A 15,821-nucleotide genomic window follows, 5' to 3' on the forward strand; every position below is an offset into this window, starting at 1 on the left:
CAAAGGTTTGCTAAAATGGCAGGACCATGAAGCGCGGGTTCTTGCTCTTGCTGGTGCTGCTTGCCGGATGCGCCCCGGTGGCCACCTTGATGCCCGCGCAACCGGTCGAGGGTCCGGCGGGCACGGCGGGCATCTCCCTGGCGGTGGGCAAGGAGGTTGCGCCCTTGCCCTACGTGGCCGTGGCCTGGGGCGACGGTGGGCGGGAGTTCGGCCTGGTGGCCCAGACCGGCGTCGGGGCCTACGCCAAGCTCGCCCTGGCACCGGGGCTTGCCCTTCGCGGGACGGTGGGGCTCCCCGGCCCCTGGATGGCTTCCGCCTTGCTCTTGGATGCCGGCCCGGTGACCCTGAGCGGGCGCTTGATCTGGGCGCCGGTGCGCCTTGGTGACGGGCCGGCGCGTTCGCTTTGGCTTGGCGGAGCCGGCCTGACCTACTGGTTTGGGGGGATCGGGGCTGAAGCCTCGGTGCTCTTTTCCGAAGAGGCGATGCTTCCCGCCTTCTCCGTGGGCTATCGCTGGTAGCCGACGCGATAAGGAAAAAGGCCCCGCTTGGGGGCCTTCTGGTGGGCGCGAGAGGACTTGAACCTCTGACCTCCGCCGTGTCAAGACGGCGCTCTAGCCACCTGAGCTACGCGCCCTTGGGTTTTGGAGGCGCCGGCCGGATTCGAACCGGCGAATCGAGGTTTTGCAGACCTCTGCCTTACCACTTGGCTACGGCGCCCCGCAGCCGGATTTCATGCTAGCATGCGCCTAGGACGCCGTCAACTTCGGCGGTTTCACGATGGAACCCGAGATTCAGATCCGCACCCGTCGAGGCTATCGCTGGCCCTTTTCCCGAGGGCTGGTCGCCGAGTCCCTGGTTCGGGCCGGCCTCAAGCGCGAGGACGCCGAGGCCCTGGTGCGCGCGTTGGAGGCCGAGCTCCTCGCCCGGGATCAGACCCGGGTCACCCTCGACGAGCTGAAGCAGCTGCTGCAGAAGAAGCTCCGCGAACGGGGCGCGGAGCGCGTGGCGAAGCGGCTGGCCCGCCAGGTGCAGAGCTACGAGGAGATCCTGGTCGAAGGGCCAGAAGGATCGCGGCCCTTCTCCAAGGGGGTGTTGGCGCGCAGCCTGGAGGAGGCCGGCTTTGACCTGCCCCAGGCCTTCGCCATCGCCAAGGCGATCGAGGAGCGGCTGCGCCGCGAGGGGCAGCGGCGGGTGCCCGAGGCGGTCCTCGAGGCCATGATCTCCGAGGCGATCGCCGAGCGCGCCGGGAAGGAGGCGCTTTGGCGCTACCGCGAACGTCGCCACCTGATGGGCGAGCTCTTCGTCGCCGAGCCCGAGGGGGAGCCACGGGTCCCCTTCTCCAAGGGGATCCTCGCGCAATCGGTGATGAGCGCCGGGCTCTCCCCGGAGCGGGCCTACCGGCTGGCGCGGGAGGTGGAGCGGGCCCTCTTGGAGGCGGGCAAGCGGGTGATCACCCGCCCGGAGCTCAGGGATCTGGTCTACCAGCGGATCAAGGCCGAGGCCGGCGAGGACCTCGCCCGCCGCTATTTGCTCTTGCGCATGGCGCGCCGGTTGGATCGGCCCCTGCACCTCTTGATCGGGGGCGTGACCGGGGTGGGGAAGAGCGCCCTGGCCTCGGCGCTGGCCTGGCGCCTGGGCATCACCCGCCTGGTGGGGTCGGACTCGGTGCGCGAGATCCTGCGCGCCACCGTGCCCCGGGAGCTCGTGCCCAGCCTCCACGTCTCGACCTTCGAGGCCTGGCGGGTGCTGGCGTTCTACGAACAGCGCAAGACCCCCACGCCCAAGCGCGTGGTGCGGGGGTTTTTGGACCAGGCGGCCCGGGTCGCGGTGGGCTTGCGGGCGATCCAGGAGCGCTCCGCGCGGGAGGCCACCAGCCTGGTCATGGAGGGGGTGCACGTCGTCCCTCCGCAGCTTTCCCACGACCACCACGAGGCGATCATCGAGGTGCCGATGATCGTCGTCTTGAAGGACGAAGCGGTGCACCGCTCGCGCTTTCTCTATCGCGAGCGGGAGACCGGCGCCAAGCGTCCCAAGGCGCGCTACCTCGAGCACTTCCGCGAGATCCGCTGGATCCAGGACTACCTCATCGAGCTCGCCGAGGCCACCGACATCCCGGTCATCCCCGGGGAGGACCACGACAAGGCGGTGGAGAAGGGGCTCGAGGTCATTGCCGAGCGCATCTCGGAGGTCTACCCGTTGGAGGCTGAAGCATGAAGCGGCTTTGGGGCATCCTTTGGCTGTTGGTGGGCATGGCGCTGGCCGCGACGCCCGCGGCCTACACCGAGCGCGTCGAGGTGGCCTGGCGCTTGGTCAAGGACTTCTACTACGATCCGAACCTTCACGGCGTGGACTGGGACGCGGTGCGCGCGCGCTACCTCGAGCGCGCGGCGCAGGCCAAGGGTTGGGACGAGGTCTACGCGTTAATCCGCCGCATGTACGCCGAGCTCGGCGACGGTCACACCACCTTCTTGGGCCCGGAGGAGGCCCGGGCCCTGTCCGATGGGGCCTGTTACCGCGTGCCCTACCCGGAGGTCTGGGAGGAACCGCCTCCGGTGCCGCCCCCGGCGCCCGCCGAAGAGGCGGAGGGCGGGGTATGGGGCACCGTCGAGGCCCGGATGGAGGCGGGGTCGTTGGTGCTCGACCTGCCCAACCTGGTGGCCGCGGGGAACTTCGACCGCCTCGCCGAGGCGATCGCCGACCATCCCGAGGCCCGGGGCTACGTGCTTGACCTGCGCGGGAACCCCGGCGGGCTGGTCTACGAGATGGCCCGCACCGCCGCGCTCTTTTTGCGCGGCTGGCCCTGGCGGCTGGTGCTCCGCGGGGCCGGGGGGATCCCCTTGCCCACGCTTCCCTTTTGGGGCCAGCCGCCGACCGCGGGCCGGCCGCTGGCGGTGCTCATCGACGGCAACGTCAACTCCGCCGCCGAGGGCCTCGCGGGGGCGCTCAAGCAGGCGGGGCGCGCGGTCTTAATCGGGGAGCGCACCGCGGGGAACACCGAGGCCGTGGTGCCTTACTGCTTTCCCGAAGGGGCGATGGCCTTGATCGCCACCGGGGTGCTGGCGCCGCTCAGCGGGCCGACCTGGGAGGGGCGCGGCGTCGAGCCGGACCTCGAAGCTCCCTCCGACGAGGCCCTCAACGCTGCGCTTCGCTACCTTGAAGACGCCACGCCAGGTACGGGGAGAGAAACCCGATCAGGTAGCCGGTGAGGAACTCCAGCGGGTTCGCGGTGCGGTTCTTTAAGAGGGCGGGGATCGCGAACTCGATGGCGCCGACGAGCACCGCGATCACCAGGATCAGCGGCACCGGCCGGGGGCGGCCGTTGTAGACCAGGGTGCCGGCCCCGAGCATCACGCCCACGGAGAACGCCGCGCCCGGGTCGTAGTTGTTCAAGATGCCCCAGTAGACGAAGAGCAGGGCTCCGGCCCAGACCAGCACCCGGGCCAGCCAGGCCGGCTTCAAGCTCGCCTCCGGAGGAAGAGCAGGACCAGCTCGGCCAGGCTGAGCCCGATCCCGCCCCCGGCGACCATCGGTTCCTGGGCGGCGTAGCCGAGGACGATGCTCACCAGCCCCACGGCCAGGAACCAGAGCGCGTAGCGCGGGTTGGCGGTCAGGCCCAAGAGGAAGGCGCCGAAGAGACCGGCATAGAACGGGGGCAGAAAGCTGGTCACGACGAGCACCAGGTAGAGGGTCAAAAGGGTGATGGCCAGGCCCAGGAAGTAGGCGCCGGGAAAGGGTTCCTTACGCTGCTTTGGCTTCGCGTCCATGCCTTAGAGTTTACCCGTTGCCTCGAGCCCTGCGGCCTTCGCGACGGCGTCCAGCGTGGCCGGCACGGGGTTCGGTAAGCGCGCCTCGCGTTGGGCGGTGTCCGGGTCCTTGAGTCCGTGGCCGGTCAGGGTGAGGACCACCCGGCTTTCCGGGGGGATGCGGTCTTCCTTGAGCCAGCGCCAAACCCCGGCCAGCGACGCGGCGCTCGCCGGTTCCACGAAGAGGCCTTCCTCGGCCGCCAGGTAGTGCCAGGCCGCGAGGATCTCCGCGTCGCTCACCGCCTCGATGGCGCCGCCGGACGCCTCCCGGGCCTGGACCGCCCCTTCCCAGCTCGCCGGATGCCCGATCCGGATCGCGGTGGCGATGGTCTCCGGGCGCTCCACCGGAGCGCCCCGAACGATCGGCGCGGCCCCCTCGGCCTGGAAGCCCAGCATCTTGGGCGCCCGGGCGATGACGCCGTCGGCCAGGAGCTCTTTGTAGCCCTTCCAGTGGGCGGTGATGTTGCCGGCGTTGCCCACGGGCAGGGCGTGGTAGTCTGGGGCCTCGCCGAGGTCGTCGACGACCTCGAAGGCCAGGGTTTTTTGCCCCTCGATGCGGTAGGGGTTGACCGAGTTCACCAGGGCCACCGGGTAGGCTTCGGTCAGGGCTCGCACCAGGCGCAGCGCGTCGTCGAAGTTGCCCGCGATCTGCACCACCCGGGCACCGTGCACCAGGGTCTGGGCGATCTTGCCCAGCGCCACGTAGCCCGCGGGAAGGACGACGATCGCTTTGATGCCAGCCCGGGCGGCGTAGGCCGCGGCGGAGGCCGAGGTGTTGCCGGTGCTCGCGGCGGCGATCGCCCGGGCCCCTTCTTCCAGGGCCTTGGAGACCGCGAGGGTCATGCCCCGGTCCTTGAAGGAGGCTGTGGGGTTCAATCCCTCGTACTTGGCGTAGAGCTGGATGCCCTTGGCCGTGGCCTCCTTGGGGCCTTTGAGGGGCAGGAGGGGGGTCGAGCCCTCGAGGAGGCTGACCACCGGCGTGCTCGGACCCACCGGGAGGCGGTCGCGGTAGCGCTCGATCAGCGGGACGCGCACCTCAGACCTCTTCGAAGACCTCGACCGGCTCCGCCGGCGCCGGGGTGGCAATGGGGAGCGGAGCATGCCCGGGGTAGCCCTCCAGGAAGCGGAAGAGATCGGCGAGGACCGCCGCGGCGGTCGCCGTCCCCCCGGCCCCGATCCCCTTGACCTGTACCTCTCCGACCGCGTCGCCACGGAAGGCCAGGGCGTTTTGCGAGCCCTGGACCGCGAGCGGGTGGCCCTTGGGCAACCTCACCGGCCGCACCTTGGCCTTCCAGACCCCGCCCTCACCGAAGAGGCTGGCGACCAGACGGATGACCTGGCCGCGGTCGGCGGCGTCCATCACCGTTTCCGGCCGAAGGTGTTGGATGCCGCGGGTGCTGGCCTTGACCGCTTCCCAGGGAAGGTCCGGGTCAGCGATCAGCCGGGCGAGCACGGTGAGCTTGTGGGCCGCGTCCAGACCGCCCACGTCGAACACCGGGTCGGCCTCCGCGTAGCCCTTCTTCTGGGCTTCGTCGAGGGCCTCGGCGAAGGATTTCCCGGCCTCCATGCGGGAGAGGATGTAGGTGGTGGTGCCGTTGAGCACCCCGTGCAGCTCGATCGGGTAGTTGCCGCGGAGCGACCCGGACATCAGCTCCACCGCCGGGGTCCCGGCCATCACGCTGGCCTCGTAGTAGAGAAGGCCGTCCTCCGCAAAGGGTCGAAGGTCCTCCCAGGCCTCGGCCAGCATGCGCTTGTTGGCGGTGATCACCGGGATGCCCTCGCCGAGCGCGTAGTCGACGAGCTCCAGGGTGCGCCCCAGGCCGCCCATCAGCTCCACCACCAGGTCGGCGTTCTGCAAGACCTCGTTGGGATCGGTGGTGAGGAGGTTCTTGGGTACCCATTCGGGGCGCGGCTTCTCCAGGCTGCGCACCAGGATCCCGGTGAGCTGGATGTCCACGCCCAGCGCCTCGAAGCGCGCGTAGCGCTCGCTTAAAAGCTTCAAAAAGCCAGAACCCACGGTTCCGGCGCCGAGGAGGGCGAGGTGCAATCGCTCCATGCCCGCGATTATAAGGGCCACGCCCCTTGCAGCACTCGACAAAGGCGGGGGATTTTGCTAATATAATGTATGCCCCAAAGGGTCAACCCTGGGGAACAACGTGGGGGCGATCCTGGGTTCGACGGGGTACGCCAAAGGTGTGGTTGCGGGCCGAGGTTGCGGGTGGCCTCGTAAAAAACCCGCAAACGGCATAAGTGCCGACACCAACTACGCTCTGGCGGCTTAATCCCCGCCACCGCCCTGGTCAGCCCCGCCGGAGGCTCGGCCAGCGGCGGACCTAAATCCGGCTGGGCGAAGCGAGGCCCCCTAAGCTTCGCCGAGATCTAAGGGGGCTCGGCCCAGGCCGCCTGTCCGTGGGCCAAGCCTGGGCGACACGCAAAACACGGACTACGCCCGTAGAAGCCCACCGGAGGCTGCCTCGGACGCGGGTTCGAGTCCCGCCGCCTCCACCAAACAGGGCCCAGCGCACGCTGGGCCCATTCCTTTTGTAGGATCGGGCCATGACCGAAGCGGCCAAAGCGGGCAAGCTCGGCCTTTGGGAAGCGGTTTCGCTGGCGGTGGGTACGATGATCGGGGCCAGCATCTTCACCATGCTGGGCCTGGGGGCCAGGATCGCCGGGCACAACCTGCCCCTGGCGTTCGTGCTCTCCGGTGTGCTGGCGCTGTCCGTCGGTTATTCCTACGCCAGTTTGGGCACGCGCATCGTGTCCAACGCCGGTCCGATCGCGTTCATCGTGCGGGGGATCGGCGACGGCCTGGTGACCGGGGCGCTGGCGATCCTGATGTGGTTCAGCTACGTGGTCTCGCTGGCGCTCTTCGCCAAGGGGTTCGCCGGGTACCTTCTGCCCTTGATCGGCGCGCCCTTGCACGGGCCCCTGATGGGCGTGGCCGAGGTGCTCTTTATCGCGTTCTTTACCGTGTTAAACTTCTTCGGTGCCAAAGCCGTGGGGCGGGCCGAGTTCTGGATCGTGCTGATCAAGCTTTCGGTGCTCGGCGTCTTCGTGGTGATGGGGATCTGGAGCGTGCGGCCGGAGTGGATCCTGCCCCGCTTCGATCCCGTGAGCATGAAGCAAACGCTCTTCGCCACCGCGATCTTCTTTTTGTCCTATATGGGTTTTGGCCTGGTGACGAATGCCAGCGAGGACCTCGAGGACCCCGAGCACAATGTGCCGCGAGCGATCTACCTCTCGATCCTGATCGTCGGGGTGATCTACGTCTTGGTGGCGGTGGTCGCGGTGGGGAACCTCCCCCTCGAGGCGCTGGTGCGCGCCGAGGAGTACGCGCTCGCCGAGGCCGCCAAACCCTTCCTCGGGCAGTACGGGTACCTCCTGGTCTCGCTGGGGGCGCTCTTTTCCATCGCCTCCGCGACCAACGCCACGCTCTACGGGGGGGCGAACATCGCCTACGCGCTGGCCCGGGAGGGACACCTCCCCCGCGTCTTTGAGCGCAAGGTCTGGTTCGGCGCGAGCGAGGGCCTCTTCGTCACCGCCGGGCTGGGCCTTTTCTTCGCGCTCTTCTTCGACCTCGGGGGCGTCGCCGGGATCACCAGCTCGGTGATGATGGTCATCTACCTCTTCGTGATCGCCGCCCACTACCGCCTCTGGCGGCGGGGAGAAGCCCCCGGCCGTCCCGCGCTAATCCTCGCGGCCTTCTTGTTGGTGTTCGCCGCGTTTTGGATCCTCCAGTACTGGCAGCTCAGCCAGCGGCCGACGGCGTTGGCCGCCACCTGGGCGGCCTACCTCCTGGCCCTGGCCGTCGAGGCGATCTACCGCGGGGCCACCGGGCGGCGCATCCAGCTGCGGTTCACGAGAAGGCCACGAGCGCTTCTTCGACGGCGGTGGTGAGTTTGGGCCCGGACGCGTCGAGGTAGACGTCGATCTCGAGCCGCACGCCAAACGGGCCGGGGTAGACCCCGGGTTCGATGGTGAAGGCCAGGCCCGGGATCAGCGGGCGGGTGTCCTTGGTCTCGTAGTCGTCGAGGTGGGTTCCCGGGCCGTGGGGGCTTGCCCAGCCGAGGTGATGCCCGGTGCGGTGGCGGATCGCCGGGCCATAGCCGCGGGCCTCGAGGACCTCGCGGGCGGCGCGGTCGACCTCGAAGCCGCGCAGGACGCGCCCTTCCGTATGGGCGGCTCGGATCAGCGCCAGCGCGGCTTGCTGCGCGGCGCGCACCGCCTCAAAGGCGGCGTAGACCTCGGGACCGGGTCGCCAGGCGGCCATCCAGGTGATGTCCGCGTAGGGGCCCTGGGGCTCGCGGGCCCAGAGGTCGATGAGGATCGCATCCCCGGGGCGCAAGGTGGCGTTGCTCTCCGGGCTCGGCGCGTAGTGCGGATCGCTGGCGTGGGGGCCGAAGGCGACGATCGGCGGGTGGTCGTAGACCAGGCCCCGATCGTCGAGCACCCGGAGGATCTGGGCCTGGACCTCCAGCTCGCTCGGCGGGGCGTCCGGCAGGCGTGCGGAAAGCCAGCGGAGCGCCGCGTCCTTCGCCGCCAAGAGCCCCGCTGCGGCCCGCTCGTGGGCTGCGAGGGCGCCCGCGTCCCAGCGCGCGTAGGGGAGCGCCACCAGGGCGTCGGAGACCAGTTCCGCCCCCAGGCCGCGCAGGAGCTCCGCGGTGCCGAGGTCGAGGCGCGAGAGGCTGGGGATCGCCGCCGCGGGACTGTAGGGCACGGCCAAGCGGGGCCAGCGCTCGACGGCCTCGGCGAGGAGGCGTCGCCGTTCGTGGTGCGTGGTGAAGGCTTGGCGATCGAGGTCGAGCCCCCGAAACTTCGAGAGCTCGAGGGCGTGGGCGAGCAACCGCGGGGGGTCCTTCCTGGGGACGAAGAGGAAGAAGGGGCGGGTCAGGTGGACCTGTTCGAGCCCCAAAAGCCGTCTGGTCTCGGGGGTGTCGACGAGCAGCCAGGCGTCGGCGACGTCGCGAAGGGCTTCTCTTGCGTCTTCGAACATTGCCTTAGTCTTTCCCGCGCGAGAGGTGGGCGCAAGGTGGGGGTAGCCCTTGAGCCGAAGATACGCTAGGGTATAGGTATGATCCACGTGACCGAACGGGCCATGGAAATGCTGCGGCAGACGCTACGCCAGCAGCAAGCGGAGGGGATGCCGGTGCGCATCCTGGTGAGGGAGAAGGGGTGCAACTGCTCGCGCTACCGGATGGCGATCGACGACCAGGTGCGCGAGGACGATCAGGTGATCGCGTTCGAGGGCTTCACGCTGGTCGTGGACCCCAAGAGCGTGGTCTACCTGGAAGGGGCGGTGGTGGACTTCGTCGAGTCCCCGTCGGGGTCTGGCTTCGTGATCCAGGGGGCCAAGGAGGTGCCCCAGGCCTCCGAGCACGGGGGCTGCGGTTGCGGTGGGCACCACCATCACCACGAGCACGGGGCCACCGCGGGTTAGGCCCCAAGGCCAACGAACGCTCCCCGAGGCGCTTGCCTCGGGGAGCGTTTTGGCGGGCCGTGGAGGACTCGAACCCCCAACCCCCGGTTTTGGAGACCGGTGCTCTAGCCAATTGAGCTAACGGCCCCCGCGAGGGGAGATTCTAACACGTCGTCTAGGCTTCGTCCAGCCGCTGTTTGAGCAGCGCTTGGACCACCTTGGGATCGGCCCGGCCCTCGGTGCGGCGCATCACCTGACCGATGAAAAACCCCAGCAGGCCCTGTTTGCCCGCGCGGTAGGCCGCGACCTTGTCGGGATGGGCGCCGAGCAGGTCCTCGATGATCGCCAGCAGCTCGGCCTCGGTGGGTGCGGCGGTTTGCTCTGCGTCCAAGAGCGCCTCGAGGGGATGGTCCGCCTCGAGCGCGCGCTCGATCAGCGCCTTGGCCCGGCTGCGGGAGAGCTCGCCCGCCTCCACCGCCTCGATCAAGCGTTGCATCGCCTCGACGGAGAGCGCGCGGTCCTTCTTCAACCAGGGGCCGAGGAGGTGCACCACCCAGGGCGCGGCGCGTTTGGGGGGGACGCGGGGGGCGAGGGCCTCGAGGTAGGCCCGGATCCGGGGTTCTTTGGCGACGATCCAGGCCTCCTGTTCGCCGAGACCCAGCGCACGGTAGCGCTCGTAGATCGCTGCTTCCTCGGGGGTGCGCTGGGGCGTTTTACCGGGGCTCGCCTGGGCCTTGGCCTTGGGCTTCTCCGGCGTCCTGAGCGCCGCCTCCCGGCGCTTGGCCCAGGTGTCCTTGAGGGTGACGATGCGGTTGAAGACCAGCCGATCGGGACGGGTGTCCACCGGGTCCTGCCAGAAGTAGCCGAGCCGCTCGAACTGATAGCGGGTGTCCCTGGGGTCGTCCTGGACGCTGGGTTCGACGAAGCCTTCCTTGACGATCAGCGACTCCGGGTTGTAGGCGCTCAGGAAGTCGTCGAGCGCCTCCGGGTGCGGCAGCTTGAAGAGCCGGTCGACCAGGCGCAGCGTGGCCGGCAGCGCGTGCGCTGCGCTGACCCAGTGGATCGCGCCCTGAACCTTGATGCCTTCGGGATTCTTGTTCAGCGTGTCCTCGAGGATGCGCCCCCTGAGCTCGACCACCTCGCCAGCCTCGTCTTGGATCGCTTGTTCGATCACCACCACGTAAGCGTGGCGCAGCCGGGTGGCCTTGCCCACCTCGAGCCGCCGCCATCCCTTGGGGGGCTGGAGCGCGAAGTCCCCCCGCTCGACCCAGAGTTCCCGGGAAAAGGGCACCTTGCGGCTCCCCGGCTTGCCAATGTCGGGGGGAAAGTAGGGGGCCTCGAGCCAGGTCTCGCCCTCGACGTTTTCCAGGATCAGCTTGAGGGGTTCGCTGACCGCCATCACCCGGGGGGCGACGGGGTTGAGGTCGTCGCGAATCGCCCACTCCAAGAGCGCCAGGTCCACGGTGCGGTCGGTGCGGCTGATCCCCACCCGCTGGGCGAAGCGGATCAGCGCTTCGGGGCGCACCCCGCGCCGGCGCAGGCCGGAGAGGGTGGGCATCCGGGGATCGTCCCAGCCCGAGACCAGCCCCCGCTCCACAAGCTTGATCAGCTTGCGCTTGGAGACCACGGTGTACTCCAGGCTGCGGCGGCCGAACTCGATCTGCTTGGGCCGCGGCCACTCGGGCAGGCCCACCCTGCCGGCGAGCTTCTCCACCAGCCAGTCGTAGACCGCGCGGTTCTCGATGAACTCCGAGGAGCAAAGGGAGTGGGTCACCCCCTCGATGTAGTCGGAAAGGGGATGGGCGAAGTCGTACATCGGATAAAGGCAGCCCGGCCCCGCCCGGTAGTGGCTGGCGTGGACGATGCGGTAGAGCACGGGGTCGCGCAGCTTCATGTTGGAGGCGGCCATGTCGATCTTGGCGCGGAGCACGTGGCTGCCCTCGGGGTGCTTGCACGCGCGCATCTCGCGAAAGAGACGCAGGTTTTCCTCCACACTGCGCTCGCGATAGGGGCTGGGCTGGCCGGGGCGATCCGGGGTGCCGCGGTATTCCCGGATCTCCTCCTCGGAGAGCGAGTCCACGTAGGCCAGGCCGCGCTGGATCAGGTCCTCGGCCATCGCGTAGAGCCGCTCGAAGTAGTCCGAGGCGAAGTAGAGGTGCTCCCGCCACTGCCAGCCCAACCAGCCCATGTCGCGGATGATGGCCTCGACGTAACGCCAGTCCTCGGTCAGGGGGTTGGTGTCGTCGAGGCGAAGGTGGCAGCGCCCCCGGTAGTCCTTCGCCAGGCCGCAGTCGATGAAGCTCGCGATCGCGTGACCGATGTGGGGGTAGCCGTTGGGCTCGGGAGGAAAGCGGGTGACGATCTCGTGGTAGCGCCCGGACTTCAGGTCGGCGTCGAGGATCTCGGTGAGGAAGTTCTTGGGGACCAGGCGTTCTTCATCGGAGGGAATCCGCGAGCGCGGCATAGCGGTATGTTAACGAAAACCGCGAACGCCTGGGGTCCTTGGGCCTAACCCCAGGCACCGGCCCCGGGGCCGGTGCCTGGGAAGCGCGCGGCCTTTACCCGCACTTGGACCAGCCGCAGACCTCACAGGTCAGGCAGCCGTCCTCGACCTTGACCGGGCCGCCGCACTCGGGGCAGCTTGGCCCCTCGTGGGCCTGGGGGCCGCCGGCGGGGACCTCGACCTTCACCGCCGGGGCCGGCGCTTCCTGCTTGACCTCGGCCTTCGTGGCCATGGGATGCTCGCCGCTTAGCTTGAGCGCCTGTTCCAGGGCCAGGGCGATCAGGTCTCCCTTGCTGGCCACGAACTTTTTGAAGTAGCTGCCGTAGAGCCCGCCGTTGATGCCCCGCAGGGTGTGGATGAGGGCCTCGGGCGGCACCCCGTATTGCAGGGCGATCGAGACCACCCGGCCGAGCGCCTCGGCGTCGGCGTTCTGCTCGTCCCCGGCCTTACCGGTGGTGAGGATGACCTCTACCGGGTGCGCGCCCTGCATGTTGACGGTGATCAGGTAGCCGTAGCGGGTGCCGTCGGAGGCGGTGAGCTTGACCATGTCGGTGAAGCCGAAGAGGCGCCCCGAGCGCTCGAAGACCGGCTGGCCGAAGGGGCGGGCAGCGGGGGCCGGGTTGTCCGGGCGCGGGGTGGCCTTGGGGGCCTCGGGCGTCTCAGCCTTCTTTTCCTCGGTCTTGCTGGTGCTGATCACCTGGAAGGCGCGGCTGCCGTCGCGGTAGACGGTGATGCCCTTGCACCCGGTGGCGTAGGCCTCGGTGTAAGCGGCCTCGACATCCTCAACCCCGGCCTCGTGGGGGAGGTTGATGGTCTTGGAGAGGGAGTTGCCGACGTAGCCCTCGCGGTCGAAGGCCCGCTGCACCACCCCTTGCATGCGCACGTGGTCCAGGGGATGAATGTCGTGGGCGACCTTGAAGACGTCGCGTAGCGGCTGGGGAATGAAGTCCAGCCCCTGCAGGGAGCCGTGGTTCTCCTGGATCCTGGCGACCACCTTCTCCAGGTCCCAGCCCCCGTCCTTGGCGAACTCGGGGTGCGGGGGGTAGGTCTCGAGGAGCTCCTTGAAGAGCGGGTGGACGAGGGCCTTGTACTCCCCGCCGATGCGGCGCCAGACGAAGGGGGCGAAGACCGGCTCGATTCCCGAGGAGACGCCCATCAGCATGCTGGTGGTGCCAGTCGGGGCCACGGTGAGGAGGGCGACGTTGCGCCGGGGGCGGATGCCTAAGCTTTTAAAGTGGTCCTCGTGCTCGGCGTAGAGCGGAAAGACGCCGCGTTCCTCGGCGAGCGCCTCGGAGGCCGCGGTGGCCTCTTCGCGCATCGCGTCCATGATCCGGCCGGTCATCGCCCGGGCTTCCTCGCTGTCATAGGGCAGCCCCAGCTTGATCAGGGCGTCGGCGAGGCCCATCACCCCGAGGCCCAGTCGCCGCAGGGTCTGCGAGGCGACGCGGTTGTCCTCGAGGACGAAGTGGTTGACGTCGAGCACGTCGTCGAGGAAGCGCACCGCAGTGCGCACGTCGCGCCTGAAGGCCTCAAAGTCGAAGCCGCCGTCCTTGACGTAGGCCGCAAGGTTCATCGCCCCCAGGTCACAGGGCTCGCCGACGGTCAGCGGGATCTCCCCGCAAGGGTTGGTGGCCCGGATCTGCCAGCGTTCCCCCAGCCCCTTGAGGGCCGATTTCTCGTTCACCCGATCGATGAAGATGAGTCCCGGTTCGCCGGTGGCCCAGGCATGCCAGGCGATCTCGTGCCAGATCCACTTCGCCGGCACCCCGCCTTCGAACACCGGGATCGGCCGGGCACCGTCGGCGCGTTCGGGCATCTCCGGGATCAGGCCCTGGTAGGGCTCCTTCAAGAAGACCGGGTAGTACTTGCCCGGGATCTCCCGGGGCTGGATCGGCCAGAGGCCGTCGGCCTCGAGCACCTCGACGAAGCGGTCGGTGATCAGCACCGAGATGTTGAAGGTCGAGATGTCCCCTTCGGCGGCCTCGCGGTCGAGGTCCTTGGCGGTCAAGAAGTCGAAGAGGTCGGGGTGGTTGACCTCGAGGGTGGCCATCCCGGCGCCGCGACGGGTCCCGCCCTGGCGCACCACGCGCAGCACCGGCGCGTAGACGTAGCGCAGCGTGGCCACCGGCCCCGCCGTCGGCCCGCCGAGGGAAGCCCATTCCAGGAAGTTGTCGTAGATCTCGATCAGATAGCTGGTGGGCCCGCTCGCGGTGCCCCCGGAGCTCTTGACCGGGGCGCCCTCGGGGCGGAGGTTGGAGAAGTCCACGTGGGGCTCTTCCCCCGCCAGCGCGCGGCGCACGGCTTCGGCGGCGGCGTCCATGATGCCGCCCATGTCGTCCTCGATCTCGATGACGCCCGCGGGCCGCTCGCGCACGGTCAGTACCCCGTGCTGCCGGGCCAGCGCCGCCATCTCCGGGGAGAGGGGACCGTAGATCACCCGCGTCCAGTTGCGCACCGCGTGCGGCTCCTTCTCCCCGTCGGGGTTGGTCGAGGGGCGCATCAGGCCGCGGATGAAGTCCTCGACGTCCTTGTGGTCCGAGCGCATGTAGGCGAAGCCCCGGACCGAGGCGTCCCGGCTCGGCGCCCTGGGCGCGGAGCGGTAGGGGTCGAGGTTGACGCCGTTGCCGCCGCCGACCTTGGTCACCAGGGCCAGCTTCCGGGCCACCTCCATGATGCCCTCGAGGCGCTCCGGTGGGTGTTGCGTCGCCCCCTGGACGAAGCAGTTGAGGACGTTGCCATGGGCGGTGGCGGCGCCGGCGAGCACCCGCCCCCCGGGGCAGAAGCGCTTGTTGGCCATGAGCTCGTAAAAGGCCTGGGCCCAGCGCGCACGCTCGGCCTCGGGCTCGGCCAGCGCGACCCAGTCGGCGACCCGGCGGAACATGCCGTAGACGTCGCGATCCCCCGGCTGCATGTACTGGCGTTTGGCGATGGCGATGGCGTGTTCGTCAAACATGGATCATCCTCCTCGGGACCTTCATAGCACTACATATCGGTTCCCTATTGCTAGAAGGTACAAGATCTAGGGGTTGGGGACAAGCCGATGCGTCACAATTCTACCCGGGATTTCCCGGGAAGCGGCGGGCTCTGCTAGGATGGCCGCTTGGGAGGGGCGCGTGGCGCAAGGAACCTTGTTCGTGATCACTGGGGCCTCCGGCGTAGGCAAGGGCACGCTGGTCAAGCGGTTGATGGAGCGCGTCAAGCTCTATTACTCGGTCTCGATGACCACCCGGCCGCCCCGAGCCGGGGAGCGGCATGGGATCGACTACTGGTTCGTGGACGAGGCGACCTTTGCCCGTTTGGTCGAGGCCGGGGCCTTCCTCGAGCACGCGACCTACGTCGGCCACCGCTACGGCACCCCCCTCGCGCCCGTCGAAAAGCGGCTGATGCGCGGCGAGGACGTGCTCTTGGAGATCGAGATCCAGGGCGCGGAGCAGGTCATGCGTCGGGTCGCCGAGCTCAAGTGGCACGGGGCCTTCATCTTCATCGCCCCGCCTTCGCTGAGCGAGCTGAAACGGCGCCTTCTGCTGCGCAGCCGGGTCCTCAACGAGACCTCGATCGAGGAGATCCAGCGGCGCCTTGAGCGTGCTCGCACCGAGCTTGAGAAGGCCAAGACCCTGGGCTTCGACTACCTGGTGGTCAACGACGTCCTTTACGACGCGCTCACGGACCTCCTGGCGGTGGTCCAGGCGGAGCGGTTACGCTTTGGCAAGCGGACGGACTGGCTGGATCGGGCCCTTGCGACCGATCCCTTGCTGGAAGAAGAGCTGATCGAGATGGAAAGGTGGATGGTGCAACATGGCGGAACCGGGCATTGACCAGCTTCTGGAACAGGTGGACTCCAAGTACCGCCTGACGGTGGTCGTCGCCAAGCGGGCGCGGCAGCTCTTGCAGTTCAACTTCAAGAACACCGTACTGGAGCCCCGCGAGTGGCCGAAGATGCGCACCCTGGAGGGCGAGGTCCCGGACCCCAACCCGGTGACCTGGGCAATGAAGGAGCTGCTCACCGGACGGCTGGTCGTCGGCGAGGACCTCGTCCCGGAGGACCGGCTGAGCAAGCTCTTGGAACAGCTCTACCCGCAAGAAGAAGAGGCATAAG

The 15,821-nt window shown here is 68.8% G+C and carries 14 protein-coding genes, 3 tRNA genes and 1 other RNA gene; 8 read left to right on the plus strand and 10 right to left on the minus strand.

Annotation, left to right across the window (positions count from 1 at the left end):
* The first annotated feature begins 26 nt into the window (after positions 1-26).
* Positions 27-518, plus strand: coding sequence for a hypothetical protein (locus tag ACZ48Y_RS01255; RefSeq protein ID WP_464741382.1), 492 nt, complete (start codon positions 27-29; stop codon positions 516-518).
* A gap of 39 nt (positions 519-557) precedes the next feature.
* Here the strand turns inward: ACZ48Y_RS01255 and ACZ48Y_RS01260 are convergent.
* Positions 558-634: transfer RNA gene (locus ACZ48Y_RS01260), tRNA-Val, on the minus strand.
* Positions 635-642: 8 nt separating this feature from the next.
* Positions 643-717 (minus strand) — tRNA-Cys (locus ACZ48Y_RS01265).
* 60 nt (positions 718-777) lie between these two features.
* On the opposite strand from ACZ48Y_RS01265, the gene ACZ48Y_RS01270 reads away from it, so the two are divergent.
* On the plus strand, positions 778-2,214 hold the full coding sequence (locus ACZ48Y_RS01270) for an ATP cone domain-containing protein (protein ID WP_464741384.1): 1,437 nt from the start codon (positions 778-780) through the stop codon (positions 2,212-2,214).
* Positions 2,211-3,206 (plus strand): S41 family peptidase, encoded by a 996-nt coding sequence (locus ACZ48Y_RS01275; protein ID WP_464741386.1) that lies wholly within the window; start codon positions 2,211-2,213, stop codon positions 3,204-3,206. The genes ACZ48Y_RS01270 and ACZ48Y_RS01275 overlap by 4 nt, the downstream gene beginning before the upstream one ends.
* On the opposite strand, the gene ACZ48Y_RS01280 is transcribed toward ACZ48Y_RS01275, so the two are convergent.
* Genes ACZ48Y_RS01280 through ACZ48Y_RS01295 form a run of 4 tightly spaced genes read right to left on the minus strand, consistent with a single transcriptional unit; the run spans position 3,133 to position 5,859 of the window.
* Positions 3,133-3,459 (minus strand): hypothetical protein, encoded by a 327-nt coding sequence (locus tag ACZ48Y_RS01280; protein ID WP_464741388.1) that lies wholly within the window; start codon positions 3,457-3,459, stop codon positions 3,133-3,135. The two genes, ACZ48Y_RS01275 and ACZ48Y_RS01280, sit on opposite strands and share 74 nt — an antisense overlap.
* The gene (locus ACZ48Y_RS01285; RefSeq protein WP_464741390.1) at positions 3,456-3,764 is read right to left on the minus strand and encodes a hypothetical protein; all 309 of its coding nucleotides are present in this window, start codon (positions 3,762-3,764) and stop codon (positions 3,456-3,458) included. The genes ACZ48Y_RS01280 and ACZ48Y_RS01285 overlap by 4 nt, the downstream gene beginning before the upstream one ends.
* 3 nt (positions 3,765-3,767) lie before the next feature.
* A complete protein-coding gene (thrC, locus tag ACZ48Y_RS01290) occupies positions 3,768-4,838 on the minus strand; it encodes a threonine synthase (RefSeq protein WP_464741392.1) in 1,071 nt (356 codons plus the stop codon).
* Position 4,839: 1 nt separating this feature from the next.
* Complete coding sequence (locus tag ACZ48Y_RS01295) at positions 4,840-5,859, minus strand: homoserine dehydrogenase (RefSeq protein WP_464741395.1); 1,020 nt, start codon at positions 5,857-5,859, stop codon at positions 4,840-4,842.
* Between the two features lie 102 nt (positions 5,860-5,961).
* Here ACZ48Y_RS01295 and ssrA point away from each other — a divergent pair.
* Positions 5,962-6,311: a transfer-messenger RNA gene (gene ssrA, locus ACZ48Y_RS01300) on the plus strand.
* Between the two features lie 48 nt (positions 6,312-6,359).
* Positions 6,360-7,703 (plus strand): APC family permease, encoded by a 1,344-nt coding sequence (locus ACZ48Y_RS01305; protein ID WP_464741397.1) that lies wholly within the window; start codon positions 6,360-6,362, stop codon positions 7,701-7,703.
* Here ACZ48Y_RS01305 and ACZ48Y_RS01310 read toward each other — a convergent pair.
* Positions 7,663-8,799 (minus strand): M24 family metallopeptidase, encoded by a 1,137-nt coding sequence (locus tag ACZ48Y_RS01310; protein ID WP_464741399.1) that lies wholly within the window; start codon positions 8,797-8,799, stop codon positions 7,663-7,665. The genes ACZ48Y_RS01305 and ACZ48Y_RS01310 overlap by 41 nt on opposite strands.
* A 78-nt stretch (positions 8,800-8,877) precedes the next feature.
* On the opposite strand from ACZ48Y_RS01310, the gene ACZ48Y_RS01315 reads away from it, so the two are divergent.
* Positions 8,878-9,243 (plus strand): HesB/IscA family protein, encoded by a 366-nt coding sequence (locus ACZ48Y_RS01315; protein WP_464741401.1) that lies wholly within the window; start codon positions 8,878-8,880, stop codon positions 9,241-9,243.
* Between the two features lie 50 nt (positions 9,244-9,293).
* Here the strand turns inward: ACZ48Y_RS01315 and ACZ48Y_RS01320 are convergent.
* The 3 genes from ACZ48Y_RS01320 to ACZ48Y_RS01330 all read right to left on the minus strand — a co-directional run bounded on the left by ACZ48Y_RS01320 (position 9,294) and on the right by ACZ48Y_RS01330 (position 14,678).
* Positions 9,294-9,370: transfer RNA gene (locus ACZ48Y_RS01320), tRNA-Trp, on the minus strand.
* Between the two features lie 27 nt (positions 9,371-9,397).
* On the minus strand, positions 9,398-11,686 hold the full coding sequence (locus tag ACZ48Y_RS01325; protein ID WP_464741403.1) for a glutamine--tRNA ligase/YqeY domain fusion protein: 2,289 nt from the start codon (positions 11,684-11,686) through the stop codon (positions 9,398-9,400).
* Between the two features lie 94 nt (positions 11,687-11,780).
* Entirely contained in the window at positions 11,781-14,678 is a 2,898-nt protein-coding gene (locus ACZ48Y_RS01330; RefSeq protein WP_464741405.1) for an adenosylcobalamin-dependent ribonucleoside-diphosphate reductase, read from the minus strand.
* A 139-nt stretch (positions 14,679-14,817) separates the two neighbouring features.
* Here ACZ48Y_RS01330 and gmk point away from each other — a divergent pair, with 139 nt between their 5' ends.
* Both gmk and rpoZ read left to right on the plus strand, forming a co-directional pair.
* Complete coding sequence (gene gmk, locus ACZ48Y_RS01335; RefSeq protein ID WP_464741407.1) at positions 14,818-15,540, plus strand: guanylate kinase; 723 nt, start codon at positions 14,818-14,820, stop codon at positions 15,538-15,540.
* A complete protein-coding gene (gene rpoZ / locus ACZ48Y_RS01340; RefSeq protein WP_464741409.1) occupies positions 15,521-15,820 on the plus strand; it encodes a DNA-directed RNA polymerase subunit omega in 300 nt (99 codons plus the stop codon). The genes gmk and rpoZ overlap by 20 nt, the downstream gene beginning before the upstream one ends.
* The last annotated feature ends 1 nt before the right edge of the window (position 15,821 follow it).

The organism is Rhabdothermus arcticus, assembly GCF_055382915.1.

Coding starts and splice junctions, on each gene's coding strand:
- ACZ48Y_RS01275 (WP_464741386.1), top strand. CDS start 2,211: ATGAAGCGGCTTTGGGGCATCCTTTGGCTGTTGGTGGGCATGGCGCTG.
- ACZ48Y_RS01325 (WP_464741403.1), bottom strand. CDS start 11,686: ATGCCGCGCTCGCGGATTCCCTCCGATGAAGAACGCCTGGTCCCCAAG.
- gmk (WP_464741407.1), top strand. CDS start 14,818: ATGGCCGCTTGGGAGGGGCGCGTGGCGCAAGGAACCTTGTTCGTGATC.
- ACZ48Y_RS01285 (WP_464741390.1), bottom strand. CDS start 3,764: ATGGACGCGAAGCCAAAGCAGCGTAAGGAACCCTTTCCCGGCGCCTAC.
- rpoZ (WP_464741409.1), top strand. CDS start 15,521: ATGGCGGAACCGGGCATTGACCAGCTTCTGGAACAGGTGGACTCCAAG.
- ACZ48Y_RS01330 (WP_464741405.1), bottom strand. CDS start 14,678: ATGTTTGACGAACACGCCATCGCCATCGCCAAACGCCAGTACATGCAG.
- ACZ48Y_RS01270 (WP_464741384.1), top strand. CDS start 778: ATGGAACCCGAGATTCAGATCCGCACCCGTCGAGGCTATCGCTGGCCC.
- ACZ48Y_RS01305 (WP_464741397.1), top strand. CDS start 6,360: ATGACCGAAGCGGCCAAAGCGGGCAAGCTCGGCCTTTGGGAAGCGGTT.
- ACZ48Y_RS01315 (WP_464741401.1), top strand. CDS start 8,878: ATGATCCACGTGACCGAACGGGCCATGGAAATGCTGCGGCAGACGCTA.
- ACZ48Y_RS01310 (WP_464741399.1), bottom strand. CDS start 8,799: ATGTTCGAAGACGCAAGAGAAGCCCTTCGCGACGTCGCCGACGCCTGG.
- ACZ48Y_RS01295 (WP_464741395.1), bottom strand. CDS start 5,859: ATGGAGCGATTGCACCTCGCCCTCCTCGGCGCCGGAACCGTGGGTTCT.
- ACZ48Y_RS01255 (WP_464741382.1), top strand. CDS start 27: ATGAAGCGCGGGTTCTTGCTCTTGCTGGTGCTGCTTGCCGGATGCGCC.